The sequence below is a fragment of the Saccharothrix sp. BKS2 genome (assembly GCF_047689505.1).
In the GTDB taxonomy this organism is placed as follows: domain Bacteria; phylum Actinomycetota; class Actinomycetes; order Mycobacteriales; family Pseudonocardiaceae; genus Actinosynnema; species Actinosynnema lopnurensis.
Genome location: NZ_JAUQOL010000017.1, coordinates 1 through 16048, shown reverse-complemented (window position 1 = coordinate 16048; position 16048 = coordinate 1). Strand labels below are relative to the sequence as shown.

Genomic DNA, 16048 nt, shown 5'->3' with positions numbered 1-16048 from the left:
TTCCGGCCGGGCGAGTCGTACGTTCGCGACCCCCGAGTTCAACGTTCGCGACCCCCGGGTTCAGCCTTCGGGATCGGCCTCGGGGTCCTGTCGGCGTTCGGAGACCTCGTGGCGGGCCATCGCGCGCAGGGCGGCCACGGCCGCGTCACCCAGGACGGTGCCCACGACGACGCCCTCCAGCGCCTCGTCCTTCGAGTCCATCCGCAGCACGTAGTCCAGGTCGACCTCGGCGAGCTGGAGGCAGGCCCGCGCGTAGTCGTCCAGCAGGTCGACGAACCGGCGCTGCCCGACCTCGCGCGCCGTGGCCAGCACGTCGACCAGCGCCGTGAACGCGAACGAGTCCTGCGCGCACTCCCAGCCCTGCCGCTCGACGAACGCCAGCGCCTGCTCGTGCGCCACCTCGTCGGTCACGTCGGGGTCCGGTGACGCCACCGCGGCCGTGACCGTGCCCATGGCCTTGTGCAGCGACATCTCGGGGTCGTCCAGCGTCCCGAGCACGTCGCGGACCGCCGCGATCGACAGTCCGCCCATCTCGACCATCGCCCGCACGAGCCGCAGCCGGTGCAGGTGGGCGTCGGCGTAGCGCGCCTGGTTGGGGCTCGTCAGCTCCCCGGCCGGGAGCAGCCCCTCCCGCAGGTAGTACTTGATCGTCGGCACGGGCACACCGCTGCGCCGGCTCAACTCCGCGATGCGCATGGGCCCGCGTCCCTTCCCCTGAGGACTTCCGATATGGATACTGGTGCTATCCACTAATGGACAGTATCACTATCTGTTTTAGGAGTACGAGATGGTCCGCTTACTCCGGTGGCACCCGCCGTTGATCGTGTTCTCCCTGCTCATGACCGCCCTGGCGCTCGTCTCGTCGATCGGCATGGTGGTGGACGACCGGGTCCTGGTCGGGTCACCCATCTGGTTCAAGCCCTTCAAGTTCAGCGTGTCCCTCGCCCTGTACGGGGTCACGCTGGCCTGGATGCTCACCTTCGTCACCCGCTTCCGCCGCACCGCCCGGTGGGCGGGCACCGTCATCGCCGTCGCCCTCACCGCCGAGATGGCGGTCATCATCGTCCAGGTGCTGCGGGGTGAGCGGAGCCACTTCAACACCGCCACCCCGTTCGACCAGCTCATGTGGAACGTCATGACGGTCACCATCCTCACCATGTGGATCATGCACGCGGTGATCTCGGCGGTGCTGGCCCGCACCCGCTTCACCGACCGCGCGGCGGGCGCCGCGATCCGGCTCGGCCTGGCGCTGGCCCTGGTCGGCCTGGCCCTGGGCCTGCTGATGACCGCCAACGTGGACTCCGCGGAGATCGCCGCGGGCATCGTCGGCTCGCACAGCGTCGGCGTGCCCTCCGGCGGCGAGCAGATGCCGCTGACCGGCTGGAACACCACGGGCGGCGACCTGCGCGTCCCCCACTTCGTCGGCATCCACGCCCTCCAGGTGCTCCCGCTGGCCGTGATCCTGTTCCGCCGCCGCGCGACGGTCTCGTTCGCCTGGGCGGTCGCGATCGGCTACGCGGGCCTGATGGCCCTGGTGACCTGGCAGGCGCTGCGCGGCCAGCCGCTGCTGCGGCCGGACCTGCTCACCGCCCTGGGCGCGCTGGTCGTGGCGACCTGGACCGTCGGCGCCTCGGCGCTGGCGCTGCGGGCGCGGCAGCCGGAGCGGGTCCGGGTCGAGCGAGAGGCGGTGTCGGTGTGACCGGGTTCCTGTTCCAGCTCACGTTCTGGCTCACCGCCCCGTTCTGGGCCCTGATGATCTTCGCCCCGGCGTGGTCGTGGACCGCGCGGATCGTGTCCTCGCCGCTGATCGCGGTGCCGCCGGTGGCCATCTACGCGGTCCTGGTCGCCGGGCACATGCCCGAGCTGCTGACGGCGGTGAGCAGCCCGGAGCTGGGCTCGATGCGGGAGCTGGCGGCCTCGGCGTGGGGCACGTCGGCGTTCTGGGCGCACGTGATCGCCTGGGACCTGCTGGTCGGCGCGTGGATGTACCGGGAGGGCCGCAGGCTGGGTGTGCACCCGCTGCTCATGGGCCCCCTCCTGGTGGCCACGATCCTCGTCGCGCCGCTCGGTTTCGCGGTCTTCCTCGTCGTCCGGCGCCTCTGTGACACACCCGACAGGGCCACCAGTGTGGTTACCCATGAGTAACTGGGGCTAGAGTTGTGTTACCGATCGGTAGGAGAGGAGACGCCGTGGCCGCACCAGTAGCGCCGGCACGCGTTCGCAACGTGGTCTTCGTGGACGGTGTGCGCACGCCGTTCGGCAAGGCCGGCCCCAAGGGAATCTTCGCGGAGACCCGTGCCGACGACCTGGTCGTCAAGGTGATCCGCGAGCTGCTGCGCCGCCACCCCGAGCTGCCCCCGGAGCGGGTCGACGAGGTGGCCATCGCCGCCACCACGCAGACCGGCGACCAGGGCCTGACCATCGGCCGCACCGCGGCGCTGCTCGCGGGCCTGCCGAAGTCCGTGCCCGGGTACGCGATCGACCGCATGTGCGCGGGCGCCATGACCGCCGTGACCACCTCGGCCAGCGGCATCGCGTTCGGCGCCTACGACGTGGTGATCGCGGGCGGCGTCGAGCACATGGGCCGCCACCCGATGGGCGAGGGCGTCGACCCCAACCCGCGCTTCCTGTCCGACAAGATCGTCGACCCCTCGGCCCTGGTGATGGGCTCCACCGCGGAGAACCTGCACGACCGGTTCCCCGCCATCACCAAGGAGCGCGCCGACGCCTACGCCGCCGCCTCGCAGGCCAAGTACGCCGACGCGGTGAAGAACGGAAAGATCGGCCCCGAGCTCGTCCCGGTCGCCACCCGCTCCGCCGAGCACGGCTGGGGCCTGGCCACCGCCGACGAGCCGCCGCGCCCCGGCACCACGGTCGAGGACCTGGCCCGGCTCAAGACCCCGTTCCGCCCGCACGGCCGCGTCACCGCCGGCAACGCGGCGGGCCTCAACGACGGCGCCACCGGCTGCATCCTGGCCGAGGAGGAGACCGCGCGGGAACTGGGCCTGCCGGTCGGGATGCGCCTGGTCGGCTACTCGTTCCTGGGCGTCGAGCCCGAGGTCATGGGCGTCGGCCCGGTGCCCGCCACCGAGAAGGCCCTCCGGCGCGCCGGCCTGTCCATCGAGGACATCGGCCTGTTCGAGATCAACGAGGCGTTCGCCGTGCAGGTGCTCGCCTTCCTCGACCACTTCGGCATCGCCGAGGACGACCCGCGGGTCAACCAGTGGGGCGGCGCGATCGCCGTGGGCCACCCGCTCGCCTCCTCGGGCGTGCGCCTGATGACGCAGCTGTCGCGGCAGTTCGCCGAGCGCCCGGACGTGCGCTACGGCATCACCACGATGTGCATCGGCATCGGCATGGGCGGCACCGTGATCTGGGAGAACCCGCACTGGAACGGAGAAGCCAAGTGACCGCGTTGACCGCCGACGAGGCCAGGGCCCTGTTCCCCGACGAGGTCGTCACCACCGCCCGGACCCGGTTGCTGACCGTGCCGGGCCTGACCGGCCAGGTCGCCCTCATCACCATCGACAACGGCCACGACCACACCCGGCCGTCCACGTTCGGCCCGCAGTCCCTGGTGAGCCTCGGCCGGGCGTTCGACGAGGCCGCCGCGGCGAACCCGGTGGCCATCGCGGTGACCGGCAAGCCGTTCGTCTTCGCCGTCGGCGCGGACCTGACCGCCGTCGAGGGCGCGTCGGAGCGCGAGCAGGCGCTGACCACCGGCCGGCTCGGGCACGACGTGTTCCGCAGGTTCACCGAGTCGGAGATCCCCACCTTCGCCTTCGTCAACGGCGCGGTCATGGGCGGCGGCCTGGAGCTGGCGCTGTCCTGCCACTACCGGACCCTGGCGTCCAACGCGGCGGCCATCGCGCTGCCCGAGGTGTTCCTGGGCCTGTTCCCGGGCTGGGGCGGCACGCAGCTGCTGCCCAACCTGATCGGCCCGAACGACGCGGTCACGGTGATCTTCGAGAACGCGTTGAACCAGAACAAAATGCTGCGGCCCAAGCAGGCGCTGGAGCTGGGCATCGCCGACGTGCTGTTCGACTCCGCGGACTACCTGGAGCAGTCGCTGCTGTGGCTGGCCTCCGTGGTGCGCGGCGAGACCACCCCCGCCCGCCGGGAGATCGACCGCGGCGAGGGCTGGGACGCGGCCGTGGCCCGCGCCCGCGCCATCGTCGAGGGCCGGACCAAGGGCGCGTCGCCGGGCGCGCTCAAGGCCCTGGAGCTGCTGGAGCTGGCGCGCGAGAACGACCTCGACCGCGGTTACGCGGCCGAGACCGAGGCGCTGGCCGACGTCGTGATGAGCGACGAGCTGCGGGCCGGGCTGTACTCGTTCAACCTGGTGCAGAAGCGGGCCAAGCGGCCCGCGGGCGCGCCGGACCGGTCGCTGGCGCGCAAGGTGACCAAGGTCGGCATCGTCGGCGCGGGCCTGATGGCCTCGCAGATGGCGCTGCTGTTCGCGCGGCGGCTGGAGGTGCCCGTCGTGCTGACGGACGTCGACCAGGCGCGCGTGGACAAGGGCGTCGGGTACGTGCACGGCGAGGTCGACAAGCTGCTGGGCAAGAAGCGCGTGTCCCCCGACCAGGCCAACCGCCTCAAGGCGCTGGTGACCGGCTCGCTGGACAAGGCCGCGTTCGCCGACGCGGACTTCGTCATCGAGGCCGTGTTCGAGGACCTGGGCGTCAAGCGGCAGGTGTTCGCCGAGGTCGAGGAGCACGTCTCGCCCGAGACCGTGCTGGCCACCAACACCTCGTCGCTGTCGATCACCGAGATGGCCTCGGGCCTCAAGCACCCGGAGCGGGTCGTCGGGTTCCACTTCTTCAACCCGGTGGCGGTCATGCCGCTGCTGGAGATCGTGCGCGCCGACCGGACCGACGACGCCACCCTGGCCACCGCGTTCGCGGTCGGCAAGCAGCTGAAGAAGTCCTCGGTGCTGGTCAAGGACGCGCCCGCGTTCGTGGTGAACCGGCTGCTGACCCGGTTCATGGGCGAGGTCGTCAAGTCCATCGACGAGGGCACGCCGTTCGAGGTGGCGGACCGGGCCACCGAGCCGCTGGGCCTGCCGATGTCCCCGCTGGTGCTGCTCCAGCTCGTCGGCCCGCCCGTGGCCCTGCACGTGGCCGAGACGATGCACCGCGCGTTCCCCGACCGCTTCGGCGTGTCGGCGAACATGGCGCGGTTCGTCGAGGCCGGCAAGGCCGCGGTGTGGCAGTGGGACTCGACGGGCCGGCAGACCGTCGACCCCGAGGTGCAGGCGCTGTGGCAGTTCGGCGACCAGCCCGCCACCGGCGAGGAGGTCTTCTCCCGGGCGCTGGAGGCCATGGCCGAGGAGATCCGCGTCATGCTCGACGAGGGCGTGGTGGCCGAGGCGCAGGACATCGACCTGTGCATGATCCTCGGCGCGGGCTGGCCGTTCTGGCTGGGCGGCATCACCCCGTACCTGGACCGCTCGGGCATCTCGGAGAAGGTGACGGGCAAGCGGTTCCTCGCCCCCGGCGTCGCCTCCGTCCCGGCGTAGCGGACCCCACCGCCGAGCCCGGTCGCACCTCGCGGCCGGGCTCGGCGGCGTTGACGGCGCGTGTCGGGGCGCCCGGTCCTCGGCAGCGCCGGTGCCCTGACACCCGGTGTTCGTCCGCTGGTGCGTCCGGCTGGAGCCGGGCGCGCAGGCGGGTGAAGCCCTCGCGGGGCCCTGTACCCGCCCCGATGTTGGGTGGCATGAGCCCCCACCGCCTCAGGTCACGTGCCCGCCGCCCGCGCCCCGACCCCGTGCGGGTGGAGGAGCTGGTCGCCTTCCTGCGCTCGGACCGCGGGTGGCGCGACGAGGTGGCCCGGCGGCTCGTCGCCAAGCTGGACCAGCGGCTCGTGCGCTCGGCGCGGGCCGGCGGGTGCCGCCCCATCGCGCACGTGGCCGAGGAGCTGGACAGCCAGGCGTGCGTCGACCTGGGGCCCGGCGCGCCGTACCAGCTGGCGAAGGCCGTGTACGGGCAGGTGCGGTTGCGGGGCGCGGCGCGGTTGCGGCAGACGGCCCGGAGCCTGCGGGTGCTGGGGGTGTACCTGTGCGGCAGCGACCTGGCGGGGTGCCCGTGCACCGAGGCGCTGGCCCGGGACCCGCAGCAGGCGCGGGTGGACCGGGTGGTGACGGGGGCGCTGGACGGGGCCGGGTTCTGACGGCTGGTTCCCGGCGGCCGGTCCGGGGTGTTTCGCCGGCGCGGGATTCGGGCACCTCGGTCCGCATGGGCACGATCAGGGTGGGCACGTCGGGCTGGCACTTCCCCGAGTGGCGCGGCGACTTCTACCCGCGGGGCCTGCCGCAGCGCACCGAGCTCCAGTTCCTGGCGAACCGGCTCGACACGGTGGAGATCAACGGCACGTTCTACGGCCTGCGCAAGCCCGCCGACTACAAGTCGTGGTTCGAGCGCGTGCCGGAGGACTTCGTGTTCGCGGTCAAGGGCCACCGCGAGGTGACCCACCACAAGCGCCTGGAGGACGTCGACCGGGACGTCGCGGAGTTCTACGAGTCCGGGGTGCTCGACCTGGGGACCAAGCTCGGGCCGGTGCTGTGGCAGCTGCCGCCGACCCTGCCGTGGCGGGCCGAGCGGCTGGCCGCGTTCCTCGACCTGCTGCCCGGCCCGCCCGTGCGGCACGCGCTGGAGATCAGGCACCCCGGCTGGGACCACCCCGAGCTGGTCCGGATGCTGACCGAGCGCGGCGTGGCGCTGTGCGTGGCCGAGTCGGCGGGTCGGTTCCCGCAGCCGGTGGAGGTGGGCGCGTCGGACTTCGTGTACGTGCGGCTGCACGGCGACCAGGAGCTGTACGCCAGCGCCTACACCGACGCGGCGCTGGACCGGTGGGCGCGGCGGGTGCGGGAGTGGGCGCGGGACCGCGACGTGTACGTGTACTTCGACAACACGATGCGCGGCGCCGCGCCGCACGACGCCCAGGCGTTGGCGGAACGGGTCGGCTGAGCCGGGGTCCGGCTCGACGCCCGAGGTGCCCGGCGCGGGCGTCGGTCGCGCGGCCGACCTCCGACATCGGGTGCGGTGGGGGCCGGGCGGGGTACCCGCGTGCCATGGCCGGACAGGTGCGGATCGGGACGTCGGGGTGGGTGTACCCCTACTGGCGGCGTGGCGCGTTCTACCCGGAGGGGCTGGTGCAGCGCCGGGAGCTGGAGCACCTCTCGCGACTGATGGGCTCGGTCGAGCTGAACGGCTCGTTCTACTCGCTGCAACGGCCGTCCAGCTACCTGGCGTGGGCGGCGCAGACCCCGGCCGACTTCGTGTTCGCGATCAAGGGCGGGCGCTTCATCACGCACCTCAAGCAGCTGCGCGACGTGGAGACGCCCCTGGCGAACTTCTTCGCGTCCGGAATCCTGGCCCTGGAGGAGAAGCTGGGTCCGTTCCTGTGGCAGCTGCCCCCTCGGACGGCCTACGACCCGGACCGCCTGGCGACGTTCTTCGACCTGCTCCCCCGCACCACGCGGGAGGCCGCCAAGCTGGCCGAGCACCACGACGAGCGCCTGCCGGAGGAGCGGTCGTGGACCACCACCGAGGCGGACCGGCCGCTGCGGCACGCCCTGGAGGTCCGGCACCCCTCGTTCGCGCGCCCGGAGTTCTCCGACCTGCTCCGCGCGCACGGCATCGGCCTGGTCGTGTCCCACTCGGCGGGCACGTACCCGTACCTGGAGGACGTGACGGCCGACTTCGCCTACCTGCGCCTGCACGGCAACCAGGCGCTCTACCACGGCAGCTACACCGACGCCGAGCTGGACGCGTGGGCGCGGAAGGTGCGCGGGTGGTCGGCGGACCACGACGTGTACACGTACTTCGACAACGACACGGACGCGGCCGCCCCGCACGACGCCGTCAGGCTCGCCGCCCGCCTGGCCGATGGCTGACCCGCTGCTGGACCGCGCCGCCCGCCTGACGCTGGCCATCGCCCGCGACGGCGACGACTGCGCCTGGTGCCGCCGCCCGTTCAGCGGCCAGGTCACCCCCACCACCGACCACCTGGTCCCCCGCGTCAAGGGCGGCCCGTCGTGGCTGGAGAACGAGGTGGCGGCCTGCCGGCGCTGCAACCGCGCGCGGGGCCACCTGTCGCCCTCCGACTGGCTGGCCGAGTGCGAGCGGCGCGGCTGGCACCCGGACGCCGACCGCGTGACCCGGGTCCTGACCGCGCTGGCCGGGGCCATCGCCGTCCGGGGCGGCCAACGCCGGGCGAGGCCGTACCTGGAGGGGCAACTGCGCAGGTTGAGGCGCCGCGCCGCCTGAAAACGACACGAACCGGTGAACCGGCGCCCAAGATCGCGACAAGGTGCCCGGGTTTGTGGAACCTGGAGCCATGAAGACGATCACGGCCCTCATCGCCACCACCCTCCTGACCAGCGGCACCGCGTCCGCGCAGACCGCGCAGGCCGCTCCCGAGTGCGACCGCGGCGAGTTCTGCGCGTGGTCCGGGGCCGACTACGCGGGCCAGGCGCACCGCCTCGACCTGGAGACAGCCAACCCCGGCGAGTGCATACCCCTGCCCGACGGGTTCGTGGCCAGGTCGTTCGTCAACCACCTGACCCGGGACACGTCGGTGTACCAGGGGGCGGGGTGTTCGACGGAGGCGGAGTTCACGACCTACCCGGGCAAGGGCACGTACGTGCCGGACGCACCTTTCGTGGTGAGAGCCGTGCAGGTGTGGGAGTCGTGATGCTCCCGCCCTGAACGGCGGTGGCGCGGTGGGGTGACCGGCTCTCCACCGCGCCCGGTGTGGCACGCCCCACGAGCACCGATCCCGACCTCACCCCCGGCGCGGCACCCCCACCGCCAGCACCGCCGTGTCGTCGTCGACGCCCTCGCCGAGCCGCGCGAGCAGGCCCCGGATCGCCTCCACCGCACCCGCCGCCGTGGTGGGGGCGATGCGGGCCGCGAACTCCAGCAGCGCCTCCTCCTCGTAGCGGGTGTCCGGCCCGGTCCTGGCCTCGGTGAGGCCGTCCGAGTACAGGATGAACGTGTCACCCTCACCCAGGCGCACCTCGGTCTTCGCCATCACCGCGTCGGGCAGGGCGCCGACCAGCTGGCCACCCGGCATGTCCACGTACCCGGCGCCACCGTCGGCCCTCAGCAGCAGGCCCGGCGGGTGGCCGCCGGTGGCCAGGGTGAGCACCCCGCCGCCCGGTTCGACCGCCAGCACGCCGAAGGTGACCGTGCAGAAGCGCGAGACCGCCTGGTCCTGCTCCTGGTTGAGCACGGTGTTGAGGTTGTCCAGCACGGTGACCGGGTCCGGGTCGTACACGGCCGCCGACCGCAGCGCGTAGCGGGTCAGGGACGTCACCGCCGCCGCCTTGGCGCCCTTGCCGCACACGTCGCCCAGGAACAGCCCCCACCGGCCGTCGGCCAGGGGGAACACGTCGTAGAAGTCGCCGCCGACCTGGTAGTGGGACGCGTGGTGGTAGTGGGCGGCCAGCTCGACGCCCGGGATGGCCGGCAGGACCGGCGGCAGCAGGGTGCGCTGGAGGGTCGTCGCGAGCTCCCGGACCTCGTCGCGCTCCTTCTCGGCCTGCCGCCGGGCGCGCAGCAGCTCCTTCTCGTACGCCCGGCGGTCACCGGCGTCGAACACCGTGGTGCGGATCAGCACCGGCTGTCCCCCGGCACCCGTCCGGACCGTGGAGCTGACCAGGACCGGCAGCCGGGTGCCGTCGGCGGCGACCATCTCCAGCGCCACGCCCCGCACCTCGCCGTGCATCCGCAGCAGCGGCGCGAAGTGGGTCTCGTGGTAGAGCCGGCCGCCGACGTTGAGCAGGTCCGCGAACCGCCGCCGACCCACCAGCTCCTCCCGCTCGTAACCGAGCCAGCGCAGCAGGGTGTCGTTCACCTTCGCGATCCGCCCGTCCAGCATCGTGGACAGGTAACCGCACGGCGCGTTGTCGTAGAGGTCTTCCGCGTCGTCCTCCAGGAGGGCCGAGAAAGCCGCGTGGTCGTGGTCGGGGTGGCTCCCGGCACCGCAGATCACGCCGTGACCACCACGGAGCCCGCGCGGCACGTCGCGGGAGTCGTGCCGGTCACGACCACGTCGTCGCCGTCGCGCGCGTCCATGGACCCATCTTCTCACCCGGACCGCGACCCGGCGGGACCACGAGCCCGCCCACCCGAAAATTGTCGGTCCCCGCGGCTACCGTGCGGGTCATGCAGATGTCGAACGCCGCCGAGCTGACCGCGGACCACCACGCGCGGCTCGCCGAACTCGGCCTGCGCGTCGACCACCTGGACGAGGCGATCTGGGCGGGCGTGGACGCGCGGGCCTCCGCGCCTCCCCTCGGCCCGACCAACGGCGCCGGGCTGCTCGACTGGATCCACCGCGTCGGCAAGCTGCGGGAAATCCTCGTCGACGAGGGCTGGACCAGGGTCGACAAGTGGAACGCGGGCCTGGTCCAGCACCCGGCCAAACCGGTCGTGCTGGGCACCCTCCAGGGCAACCGGCACACCGGCACGGACGGTGCCCCGCTGCGCAGCGACTACGCCAAGGGCCCGGCGATCGCGGCGATGATGCGCGGCAACGACCGCGACCAGTTCACGCTGTTCGACTCGCTGCACACCCACGAGCAGAAGCTGTGGTTCCTGGTCACCTACCCGCACCAGCGGGGCGACCGGCTGGTCGTGCTCCGCGAGGTCGCCCAGCCGGAACCGACCCCGCAGGGCCAGGTCGTCGACCGCTGGGCCAGCCGCATCACGCTGCCGCCGCTGGTGTTCGGGCCGCTGCCGACACCGCGGGGCGCCGACGGGCCCGACGACGTGGAGGTGAGCGTCGCGCTGAAGCGGTAGTGCGAGAATGGCGCGATCATGCTCACGCCGTCGCGCCTCGCCCTGGCCCGCACCCGGCGCGGTCTCACCGCGGCGGAGCTGGCGCACAAGGCCGGCACGAGCCCGGCGAGCATCGGCGACTACGAGCACGGCCGTCGCCGACCCCGACCCGGGACCACCGCCCGGCTGGCCGCCGCCCTCGGCTTCCCGCCCGCCTTCCTGGAGGCCGGGGACGTGCCCGAGGTCGAGGTCGCGTTCAGCCGACCGGCCGCGCGGCGGCAGCGGGACGCGGCGACCGGCGCGGCGCGCCTGGCGATCGGCTTCGCCGGCTGGCTGGCCGGCGCGTTCACCCTGCCGGACCCGGATGTGCCGACGTGGGAGCAGCCCGACCCGGAGACCGCGGCCGGGATGCTGCGCGCCCGCTGGGGCATCCCCCACCGCCCGGCGCCGAACATGGTCCACCTGCTGGAGGCGCACGGGGTGCGGGTGTTCTCGCTGCCCCCGGACTGCGCCGCGGCGGGCCCGTTCTCCTGCCGCCACGACGGCACCCCGTACGTCTTCCTCGACCCGACCGCCGCGCCCGCGCGGACCCGCGTCGACACCGCGCGCGAGCTGGGCAGGCTCGTCGGCGCCGACGACGTGGACGCGTTCGCCACCGCCTTCCTGCTGCCCCGCGCCGGGGTCCTGGCCGCGGTGCCCAGGGGCGCGCTGACCGAGCAGGTCGTCGCCCACGCCGCCACCTGGCACGTCGACCCGCTCACCCTGGTCCACCGCCTGCGCGACCTCGGGCTGCTCACCCCCGTCCAGTACGCGGCCGTGTGCCGGCACCTGGCCCGCCGCCCGGCCGACGCGCCCCGCCGTGAGACGTCCCAGCTGCTGGCCAAGGTGTTCCGCGCGTTGCGCGAGCAGGGCACCACACCGCACCGCGTGGCCCGTGACCTGCTGCTCGACGTGGAGGAGCTGAACGGTCTGGTGTTCGGCCTCGTGCTCACCGCCCTGCCCGGTGAGGGCACCGGCGCGGACCACCCCCGGCCGCGCCTCGCCCTGGTCCGGGGAGCGGGGTCGGGTGCGGGTTCGGGAGCGGGCGGGGTGCCCGGACCGGCGCCGGGGGTTCCGACCGGGGACTAGGCGTTTCGGGGCAGGCGGCGGGCTTGCCAACCAGGGACCAGGCGCCGGACCGGCGGCGGGGTTCCGGGCAGGCGCCAGGTGTTCCGACCCGACGCCGGGGTCCCGACTCGGCGCTAGGCGTTCCGACCCGCGACCAGCAGAATTCCACGGGGCGCGGCCCGACCGCGCCCGGACGGAGGAACACCGTGAACCAGCCGCTCACCGCCGCTCAGCTGTTCGACGCCGTCGGACGCGGGTACGAGGATGCGTTCGGGCGCCCGCCCGCCGTGGACGAGGCGGTCCGCCTCCTGCTCGAACGCCTGCCCGAGCGGGCCCGCGTCCTCGACATCGGCAGCGGCACAGGCCGCCCCGCCGCCGAGGACCTCGCCGCCGCCGGGCACCGGGTGCTCGGCATCGACGTGTCGAGCACCATGGTCGAGATCGCCACCGAGCAGGTGCCCGGCGCCGAGTTCGTCCAGGCCGACGTCCGCGACTGGGAACCGCCGCACCGGTGGGACGCCGTCTGCGCGTTCTTCCCCTTCCTCCAGATGACCCGCGACGAGGTCGAGGCCGTGCTGGGCCGGATCGCCCGCTGGCTGGAGCCGGGCGGGCTGCTGGCCCTGGTCACCGTCCCGATGGACGTCGAGGAGGTGGAGGTCCCGTTCCTCGGCCACACCGTGCGCCTGACCAGCTTCGCCGCCCCCGACCTCCTGCGCCGCGTCGAACGCGCCGGGCTGGTGGTCGTCGAGTCCCGCACCACCACCTTCTCCCCCGACCGCGAGGGCCAGCCCGACGAGGAGCACCTGCTGGTGCTCGCCCAGGCCAAGGTTCAGGCCCAGGCCGCGGACGCGCCCTTGGCGTAGTCCGCGAACGACCGCCCGCCGTGGCCCAGCACGGCGGGCACCCCGTCGGACAGGTGCGCGTCGTGCCCGTCGCGGATCGCGGTCAACGAGCCGGTCAACAGCTCGGCGTAGTCGGGCGCCATGCCCCCGTCGACGAGCATCGCGGTGAACGCCGCCGGCGGCACGTCGACCAGCCGGATCGCGCGCCCGGCCTCCTCCCCGACCTGCCGCAGCACCGAGGAGAACGTCAGCGCCTCCGGCCCGGACAGCTCGTGCACCACGCCCGCGTGCCCGTCCCGCGTCAACGCCGCCACCGCCACGTCGGCGATGTCCCGCGCGTCGATGAACGGGTGCGCGCCGTCCGCGTCGATGAACGGGTGCGCGCCGTCGCCGCCCGCGGGCAGCACGACCTCGCCCGCCAGCACCTGCGGCAGGAAGAAGTCCTCGCTGAAGTTCTGGGAGAACCACGTCGGCCGCAGCACCGTCCAGTCCACACCGGACTCCCGCACGGCCCGCTCCCTCCCGTCGTCCTCCGGGATGCCCCGCGCCGACAGCGCCACGAACCGCCGCACCCCCGCCGCCACCGCGCGCGGCACGAACGCGGTCACCTCGGTGTCGTCCAGGGTCAGCGCCGGCGGCACCAGGTACACGGCGGTGGCGCCCGCCAGCGCGGGTTCCCAGGTGGTCTCGTCGAACCAGTCGAAGCGGGTCCCCGAACCCCGGGAGGCGGGGCGGTGGTCGACGCCGAGCGCGTCGAGGGCCGCGGTGACGCGGCGGCCGGTCTTGCCGGTGGCTCCGATTACCAGGATCGTCATGCCGCAAGCCAATCAACGCCGGCGCGGACCGGACATGGCCCACAGTCGACGATGCATGTTCAATCGTCTACGTGGACGCTCTCACCGAACTGCTGCGCGGCGTGCGCGCCCACGGCGCCCTGGTCTGCCGCTCGGTGGCCACGCCGCCGTGGTCGCCGGCGTTCACGGCCGCCGCGCCGCTGACCCTCGTTACCGCCGCCAGAGGTGAGGCGTGGCTGTTCGAGGTGAGGCGTGGCTGCTCGCCGAGGACGGCACCCGGGTCCACATGCGACCCGGTGGCATCGGGTTGATCCGGGGCCGCTGCGGTTCGTGCTGGCCGACGACCCGGCGACGCCGCCCCAGGTTTCGGTCGGGGAATCCGACTGCGACCGCCTGCTGATCGGCACCCGCACCTACGGGGTGGCGCCGGCCGGCGGGTTCGGCGGTGGGCACGGTGGCGGGTCTGACGGCGGATTTGGAGGCGGGCCTGACGGCGGGTTCGGCAGCGGGTTCGGCAGTGACGCCGTGGTGATCACCGGCAGCTACAAGGACCAGCCGGGTCAGGACATCGTGCTCGACCGGTTGCTGGACCTGCTGCTGGTGTTCGCGCTGCGCGAGTGGTTCGACCGGCCCGAGGCGAACACGCCCGCCTGGTACCGGGCGCTGGGCGACGACGTCGTGGAGCCCGCGTTCAGCACGGCGTTCAAGCGGGTGTGCGGTGCGCGGTGCGCGGCCCAGCGACCACCGTGTGGTAGCTCTGCGGGCATGAACAACCTGGAAGAACTGCGGGACGCCCTGCGCCGGTTCGCCGCCGCGCGCGACTGGGACCGGTACCACACGCCGAAGAACCTCGTGATGGCCCTGTCCGGGGAGGTGGGCGAGCTGACCGACCTGTTCCAGTGGCTCACCCCCGAGGAGGCCGCCCGCGCCATGGAGGACCCCGAGCTGGCCTGGAACGTGCGGGACGAACTGGCCGACGTCGTGCACTACCTGGTGCGCCTGGCCGACAAGCTCGACGTGGACCTGGTGGAGGCCGCGTTCGCCAAGATCGAGCGCAACGAGCGCCGGTTCCCGGCGGGCAACGGGTCGCTGGAGCCGGTGGAGTGACGGCGGGCCCGTGAACGACGGGGCTCATCGGTCACACCGGTCACCCGGTCACACCGGTCAGACATAGGTGAGCAGGAGCAGGACCAGCGCGACCAGCAGCACCAGGGCGAGCACCACGGGCGCCCACATCGGTGGCGGTGAACCTCGCGGGACACGTGAGTGCCTGCCCCGTCGTCCCTGCGATCGCCACGGCACTGGAGACCTCCCCGTCCACGGATCGGTGCTCGTGCGGTTACCGTAGGGACGGATTCCGGGCGGGGGCGTCCCGTCACCCGCTCGCCTCGGGCACGTCGCCCGGTCAGCGGTCCTGCCCACCAGAACGTGACGACTCTTCAGGGGGCCCGGCGGTGCGGGTTGTGGTGGTGGGCGCGGGAATCGCGGGCCTGGCGTGCGCGCGTGCGCTGCTCGACGCGGGGGTGGACGTCGGCGTCGTCGAACGGTCCCGCGTCGTCGGCGGCCGGATGGCGACCAAGCGCTACGACGGACGTCGGGCCGACATCGGTGCCGGGTACTTCACCGTGTCGGACCCCCGGTTCGCCACCGTCGCACGGCGGTGGCGGGAGGCCGGGTTGGCCCGGGAGTGGACGGACACCTTCGCCGTGCACTCCGGGGACGAGGTCTCGCGGACCACCGGGCCCGTGCGGTGGGCGGCTTCGAGTGGGCTCCGGTCGCTGGTCGAGGAGCTGGCTTCGGAACTGGACGTGGTGACGTCCCGTGCCGTCGAGTGGATCGAACCCGGACCGCGCGTGGACGGCACGGCGGTGGACGCCGTCGCCCTCGCCATGCCGGGTCCCCAGGCTGCACGCCTGCTCGATCCGCGCCTGCGTGGGACCTGGGCGGCGGCCGACGGGCAGGTGTGGTTGCCCTCGCTGGTCGCCACGCTGGTGTACGAGGAGCGGACCTGGACGGAGTTCCACGGGGCGTTCGTCAACGACCACCCGGTCCTGACCACCCTGTTCGACGACGGCAGTCGACGCGGGGACGGTGCTCCGGTGCTCGTCGCGCACACCGGGGACGCCTTTGCGGAGCGGTACGTGGCCGATGCCCTCGCCGCTGGTGAGGAGATCGAGGCGGCGGTGCGGGAGTTGCTGGGGCTGCCTGCTGCTGTGGGGGTTCACGTGCACCGGTGGACGTTCGCCCGGCCGAGCGAGGAGGGGCAGGCGCCGTTCCACCTCGATGACGGGATGGTGGGTATCGCCGGTGACGCGTGGGGCGTGCCGAGGGTCCAGACGGCGTGGCTCTCGGGGACCTCGCTGGGTGAGGCCATCGCTGCTCGGCTGTCCTGAGCGTTGGTGGTGTTGAACGCAAAAAGCCCTCAGGGGCACCCGTATCACGGATGCCCCTGAGGGAAAGAATGTTCGGCGGCGTCCTACTCTCCCACACCCTCACGAGTGCAGTACCATCGGCGCTGGAA

At 73.2% G+C, this 16048-nt stretch carries 18 protein-coding genes and 1 pseudogene; 16 read left to right on the top strand and 3 right to left on the bottom strand.

Going from position 1 to position 16048, the window contains the following annotated elements; all coding sequences use genetic code 11:
- Positions 1–60: 60 nt before the first annotated feature.
- Positions 61–696: a MerR family transcriptional regulator gene (locus Q5530_RS30940; RefSeq protein ID WP_380642726.1), complete on the bottom strand. Its 636-nt coding sequence runs from the start codon at positions 694–696 to the stop codon at positions 61–63.
- A gap of 91 nt (positions 697–787) precedes the next feature.
- Between Q5530_RS30940 and Q5530_RS30935 the strand changes: the two genes are divergently transcribed.
- From Q5530_RS30935 to Q5530_RS30895, 9 genes are all read left to right on the top strand, one after another.
- Complete coding sequence (locus tag Q5530_RS30935; protein WP_415366364.1) at positions 788–1699, top strand: hypothetical protein; 912 nt, start codon at positions 788–790, stop codon at positions 1697–1699.
- Positions 1696–2145, top strand: coding sequence for an ABA4-like family protein (locus tag Q5530_RS30930; protein WP_415366363.1), 450 nt, complete (start codon positions 1696–1698; stop codon positions 2143–2145). The genes Q5530_RS30935 and Q5530_RS30930 overlap by 4 nt, the downstream gene beginning before the upstream one ends.
- A gap of 44 nt (positions 2146–2189) precedes the next feature.
- Positions 2190–3410, top strand: a complete 1221-nt coding sequence (locus Q5530_RS30925) for a thiolase family protein (RefSeq protein WP_380642732.1) — start codon at positions 2190–2192, stop codon at positions 3408–3410.
- Positions 3407–5518: a 3-hydroxyacyl-CoA dehydrogenase NAD-binding domain-containing protein gene (locus tag Q5530_RS30920; protein ID WP_415366362.1), complete on the top strand. Its 2112-nt coding sequence runs from the start codon at positions 3407–3409 to the stop codon at positions 5516–5518. The genes Q5530_RS30925 and Q5530_RS30920 overlap by 4 nt, the downstream gene beginning before the upstream one ends.
- Positions 5519–5715: 197 nt before the next feature.
- On the top strand, positions 5716–6168 hold the full coding sequence (locus Q5530_RS30915; protein WP_415366361.1) for a hypothetical protein: 453 nt from the start codon (positions 5716–5718) through the stop codon (positions 6166–6168).
- Positions 6169–6233: 65 nt separating this feature from the next.
- Positions 6234–6965, top strand: a complete 732-nt coding sequence (locus Q5530_RS30910) for a DUF72 domain-containing protein (protein WP_415366360.1) — start codon at positions 6234–6236, stop codon at positions 6963–6965.
- Positions 6966–7069: 104 nt separating this feature from the next.
- The gene (locus Q5530_RS30905) at positions 7070–7894 is read left to right on the top strand and encodes a DUF72 domain-containing protein (RefSeq protein WP_415366359.1); all 825 of its coding nucleotides are present in this window, start codon (positions 7070–7072) and stop codon (positions 7892–7894) included.
- Entirely contained in the window at positions 7887–8267 is a 381-nt protein-coding gene (locus tag Q5530_RS30900) for an HNH endonuclease (protein WP_415366358.1), read from the top strand. The genes Q5530_RS30905 and Q5530_RS30900 overlap by 8 nt, the downstream gene beginning before the upstream one ends.
- 70 nt (positions 8268–8337) lie before the next feature.
- Entirely contained in the window at positions 8338–8694 is a 357-nt protein-coding gene (locus Q5530_RS30895) for a peptidase inhibitor family I36 protein (RefSeq protein ID WP_415366357.1), read from the top strand.
- Positions 8695–8784: 90 nt separating this feature from the next.
- Here Q5530_RS30895 and Q5530_RS30890 read toward each other — a convergent pair whose 3' ends face one another.
- Positions 8785–9996, bottom strand: a complete 1212-nt coding sequence (locus tag Q5530_RS30890) for a PP2C family protein-serine/threonine phosphatase (protein WP_415366356.1) — start codon at positions 9994–9996, stop codon at positions 8785–8787.
- A 173-nt stretch (positions 9997–10169) separates the two neighbouring features.
- Here Q5530_RS30890 and Q5530_RS30885 point away from each other — a divergent pair, with 173 nt between their 5' ends.
- The 3 genes from Q5530_RS30885 (at position 10170) to Q5530_RS30875 (ending at position 12754) form a co-directional block, all read left to right on the top strand.
- Positions 10170–10805 carry a hypothetical protein gene (locus tag Q5530_RS30885; protein ID WP_415366355.1) on the top strand — a complete coding sequence of 212 codons (636 nt, stop codon included), beginning with the start codon at positions 10170–10172 and terminating at the stop codon, positions 10803–10805.
- 18 nt (positions 10806–10823) lie between these two features.
- Positions 10824–11912, top strand: coding sequence for a helix-turn-helix domain-containing protein (locus Q5530_RS30880; protein ID WP_415366354.1), 1089 nt, complete (start codon positions 10824–10826; stop codon positions 11910–11912).
- Positions 11913–12097: 185 nt separating this feature from the next.
- The gene (locus Q5530_RS30875) at positions 12098–12754 is read left to right on the top strand and encodes a class I SAM-dependent methyltransferase (protein WP_415366353.1); all 657 of its coding nucleotides are present in this window, start codon (positions 12098–12100) and stop codon (positions 12752–12754) included.
- Here Q5530_RS30875 and Q5530_RS30870 read toward each other — a convergent pair.
- Positions 12721–13548, bottom strand: coding sequence for an NAD(P)H-binding protein (locus Q5530_RS30870; RefSeq protein WP_415366352.1), 828 nt, complete (start codon positions 13546–13548; stop codon positions 12721–12723). The genes Q5530_RS30875 and Q5530_RS30870 overlap by 34 nt on opposite strands.
- 71 nt (positions 13549–13619) lie before the next feature.
- On the opposite strand from Q5530_RS30870, the gene Q5530_RS30865 reads away from it, so the two are divergent.
- The 4 genes and pseudogenes from Q5530_RS30865 to Q5530_RS30850 all read left to right on the top strand — a co-directional run bounded on the left by Q5530_RS30865 (position 13620) and on the right by Q5530_RS30850 (position 15920).
- On the top strand, positions 13620–13838 hold the full coding sequence (locus Q5530_RS30865; RefSeq protein ID WP_415366351.1) for a cupin domain-containing protein: 219 nt from the start codon (positions 13620–13622) through the stop codon (positions 13836–13838).
- A 235-nt stretch (positions 13839–14073) separates the two neighbouring features.
- A pseudogene (locus Q5530_RS30860) lies at positions 14074–14208 on the top strand (cupin domain-containing protein); the annotation flags it as partial.
- 84 nt (positions 14209–14292) lie between these two features.
- Positions 14293–14634: a nucleotide pyrophosphohydrolase gene (locus tag Q5530_RS30855; RefSeq protein ID WP_415366501.1), complete on the top strand. Its 342-nt coding sequence runs from the start codon at positions 14293–14295 to the stop codon at positions 14632–14634.
- A gap of 347 nt (positions 14635–14981) precedes the next feature.
- Positions 14982–15920, top strand: coding sequence for an NAD(P)/FAD-dependent oxidoreductase (locus Q5530_RS30850; RefSeq protein ID WP_415366350.1), 939 nt, complete (start codon positions 14982–14984; stop codon positions 15918–15920).
- Positions 15921–16048: the final 128 nt, after the last annotated feature.

Excerpts from the sequence above, each read along its gene's own strand:
- Q5530_RS30940 (WP_380642726.1), bottom strand. The coding sequence starts at position 696 with ATGCGCATCGCGGAGTTGAGCCGGCGCAGCGGTGTGCCCGTGCCGACG.
- Q5530_RS30935 (WP_415366364.1), top strand. The coding sequence starts at position 788 with ATGGTCCGCTTACTCCGGTGGCACCCGCCGTTGATCGTGTTCTCCCTG.
- Q5530_RS30915 (WP_415366361.1), top strand. The coding sequence starts at position 5,716 with ATGAGCCCCCACCGCCTCAGGTCACGTGCCCGCCGCCCGCGCCCCGAC.
- Q5530_RS30910 (WP_415366360.1), top strand. The coding sequence starts at position 6,234 with ATGGGCACGATCAGGGTGGGCACGTCGGGCTGGCACTTCCCCGAGTGG.
- Q5530_RS30905 (WP_415366359.1), top strand. The coding sequence starts at position 7,070 with ATGGCCGGACAGGTGCGGATCGGGACGTCGGGGTGGGTGTACCCCTAC.
- Q5530_RS30900 (WP_415366358.1), top strand. The coding sequence starts at position 7,887 with ATGGCTGACCCGCTGCTGGACCGCGCCGCCCGCCTGACGCTGGCCATC.
- Q5530_RS30895 (WP_415366357.1), top strand. The coding sequence starts at position 8,338 with ATGAAGACGATCACGGCCCTCATCGCCACCACCCTCCTGACCAGCGGC.
- Q5530_RS30885 (WP_415366355.1), top strand. The coding sequence starts at position 10,170 with ATGCAGATGTCGAACGCCGCCGAGCTGACCGCGGACCACCACGCGCGG.
- Q5530_RS30880 (WP_415366354.1), top strand. The coding sequence starts at position 10,824 with ATGCTCACGCCGTCGCGCCTCGCCCTGGCCCGCACCCGGCGCGGTCTC.
- Q5530_RS30870 (WP_415366352.1), bottom strand. The coding sequence starts at position 13,548 with ATGACGATCCTGGTAATCGGAGCCACCGGCAAGACCGGCCGCCGCGTC.
- Q5530_RS30855 (WP_415366501.1), top strand. The coding sequence starts at position 14,293 with ATGAACAACCTGGAAGAACTGCGGGACGCCCTGCGCCGGTTCGCCGCC.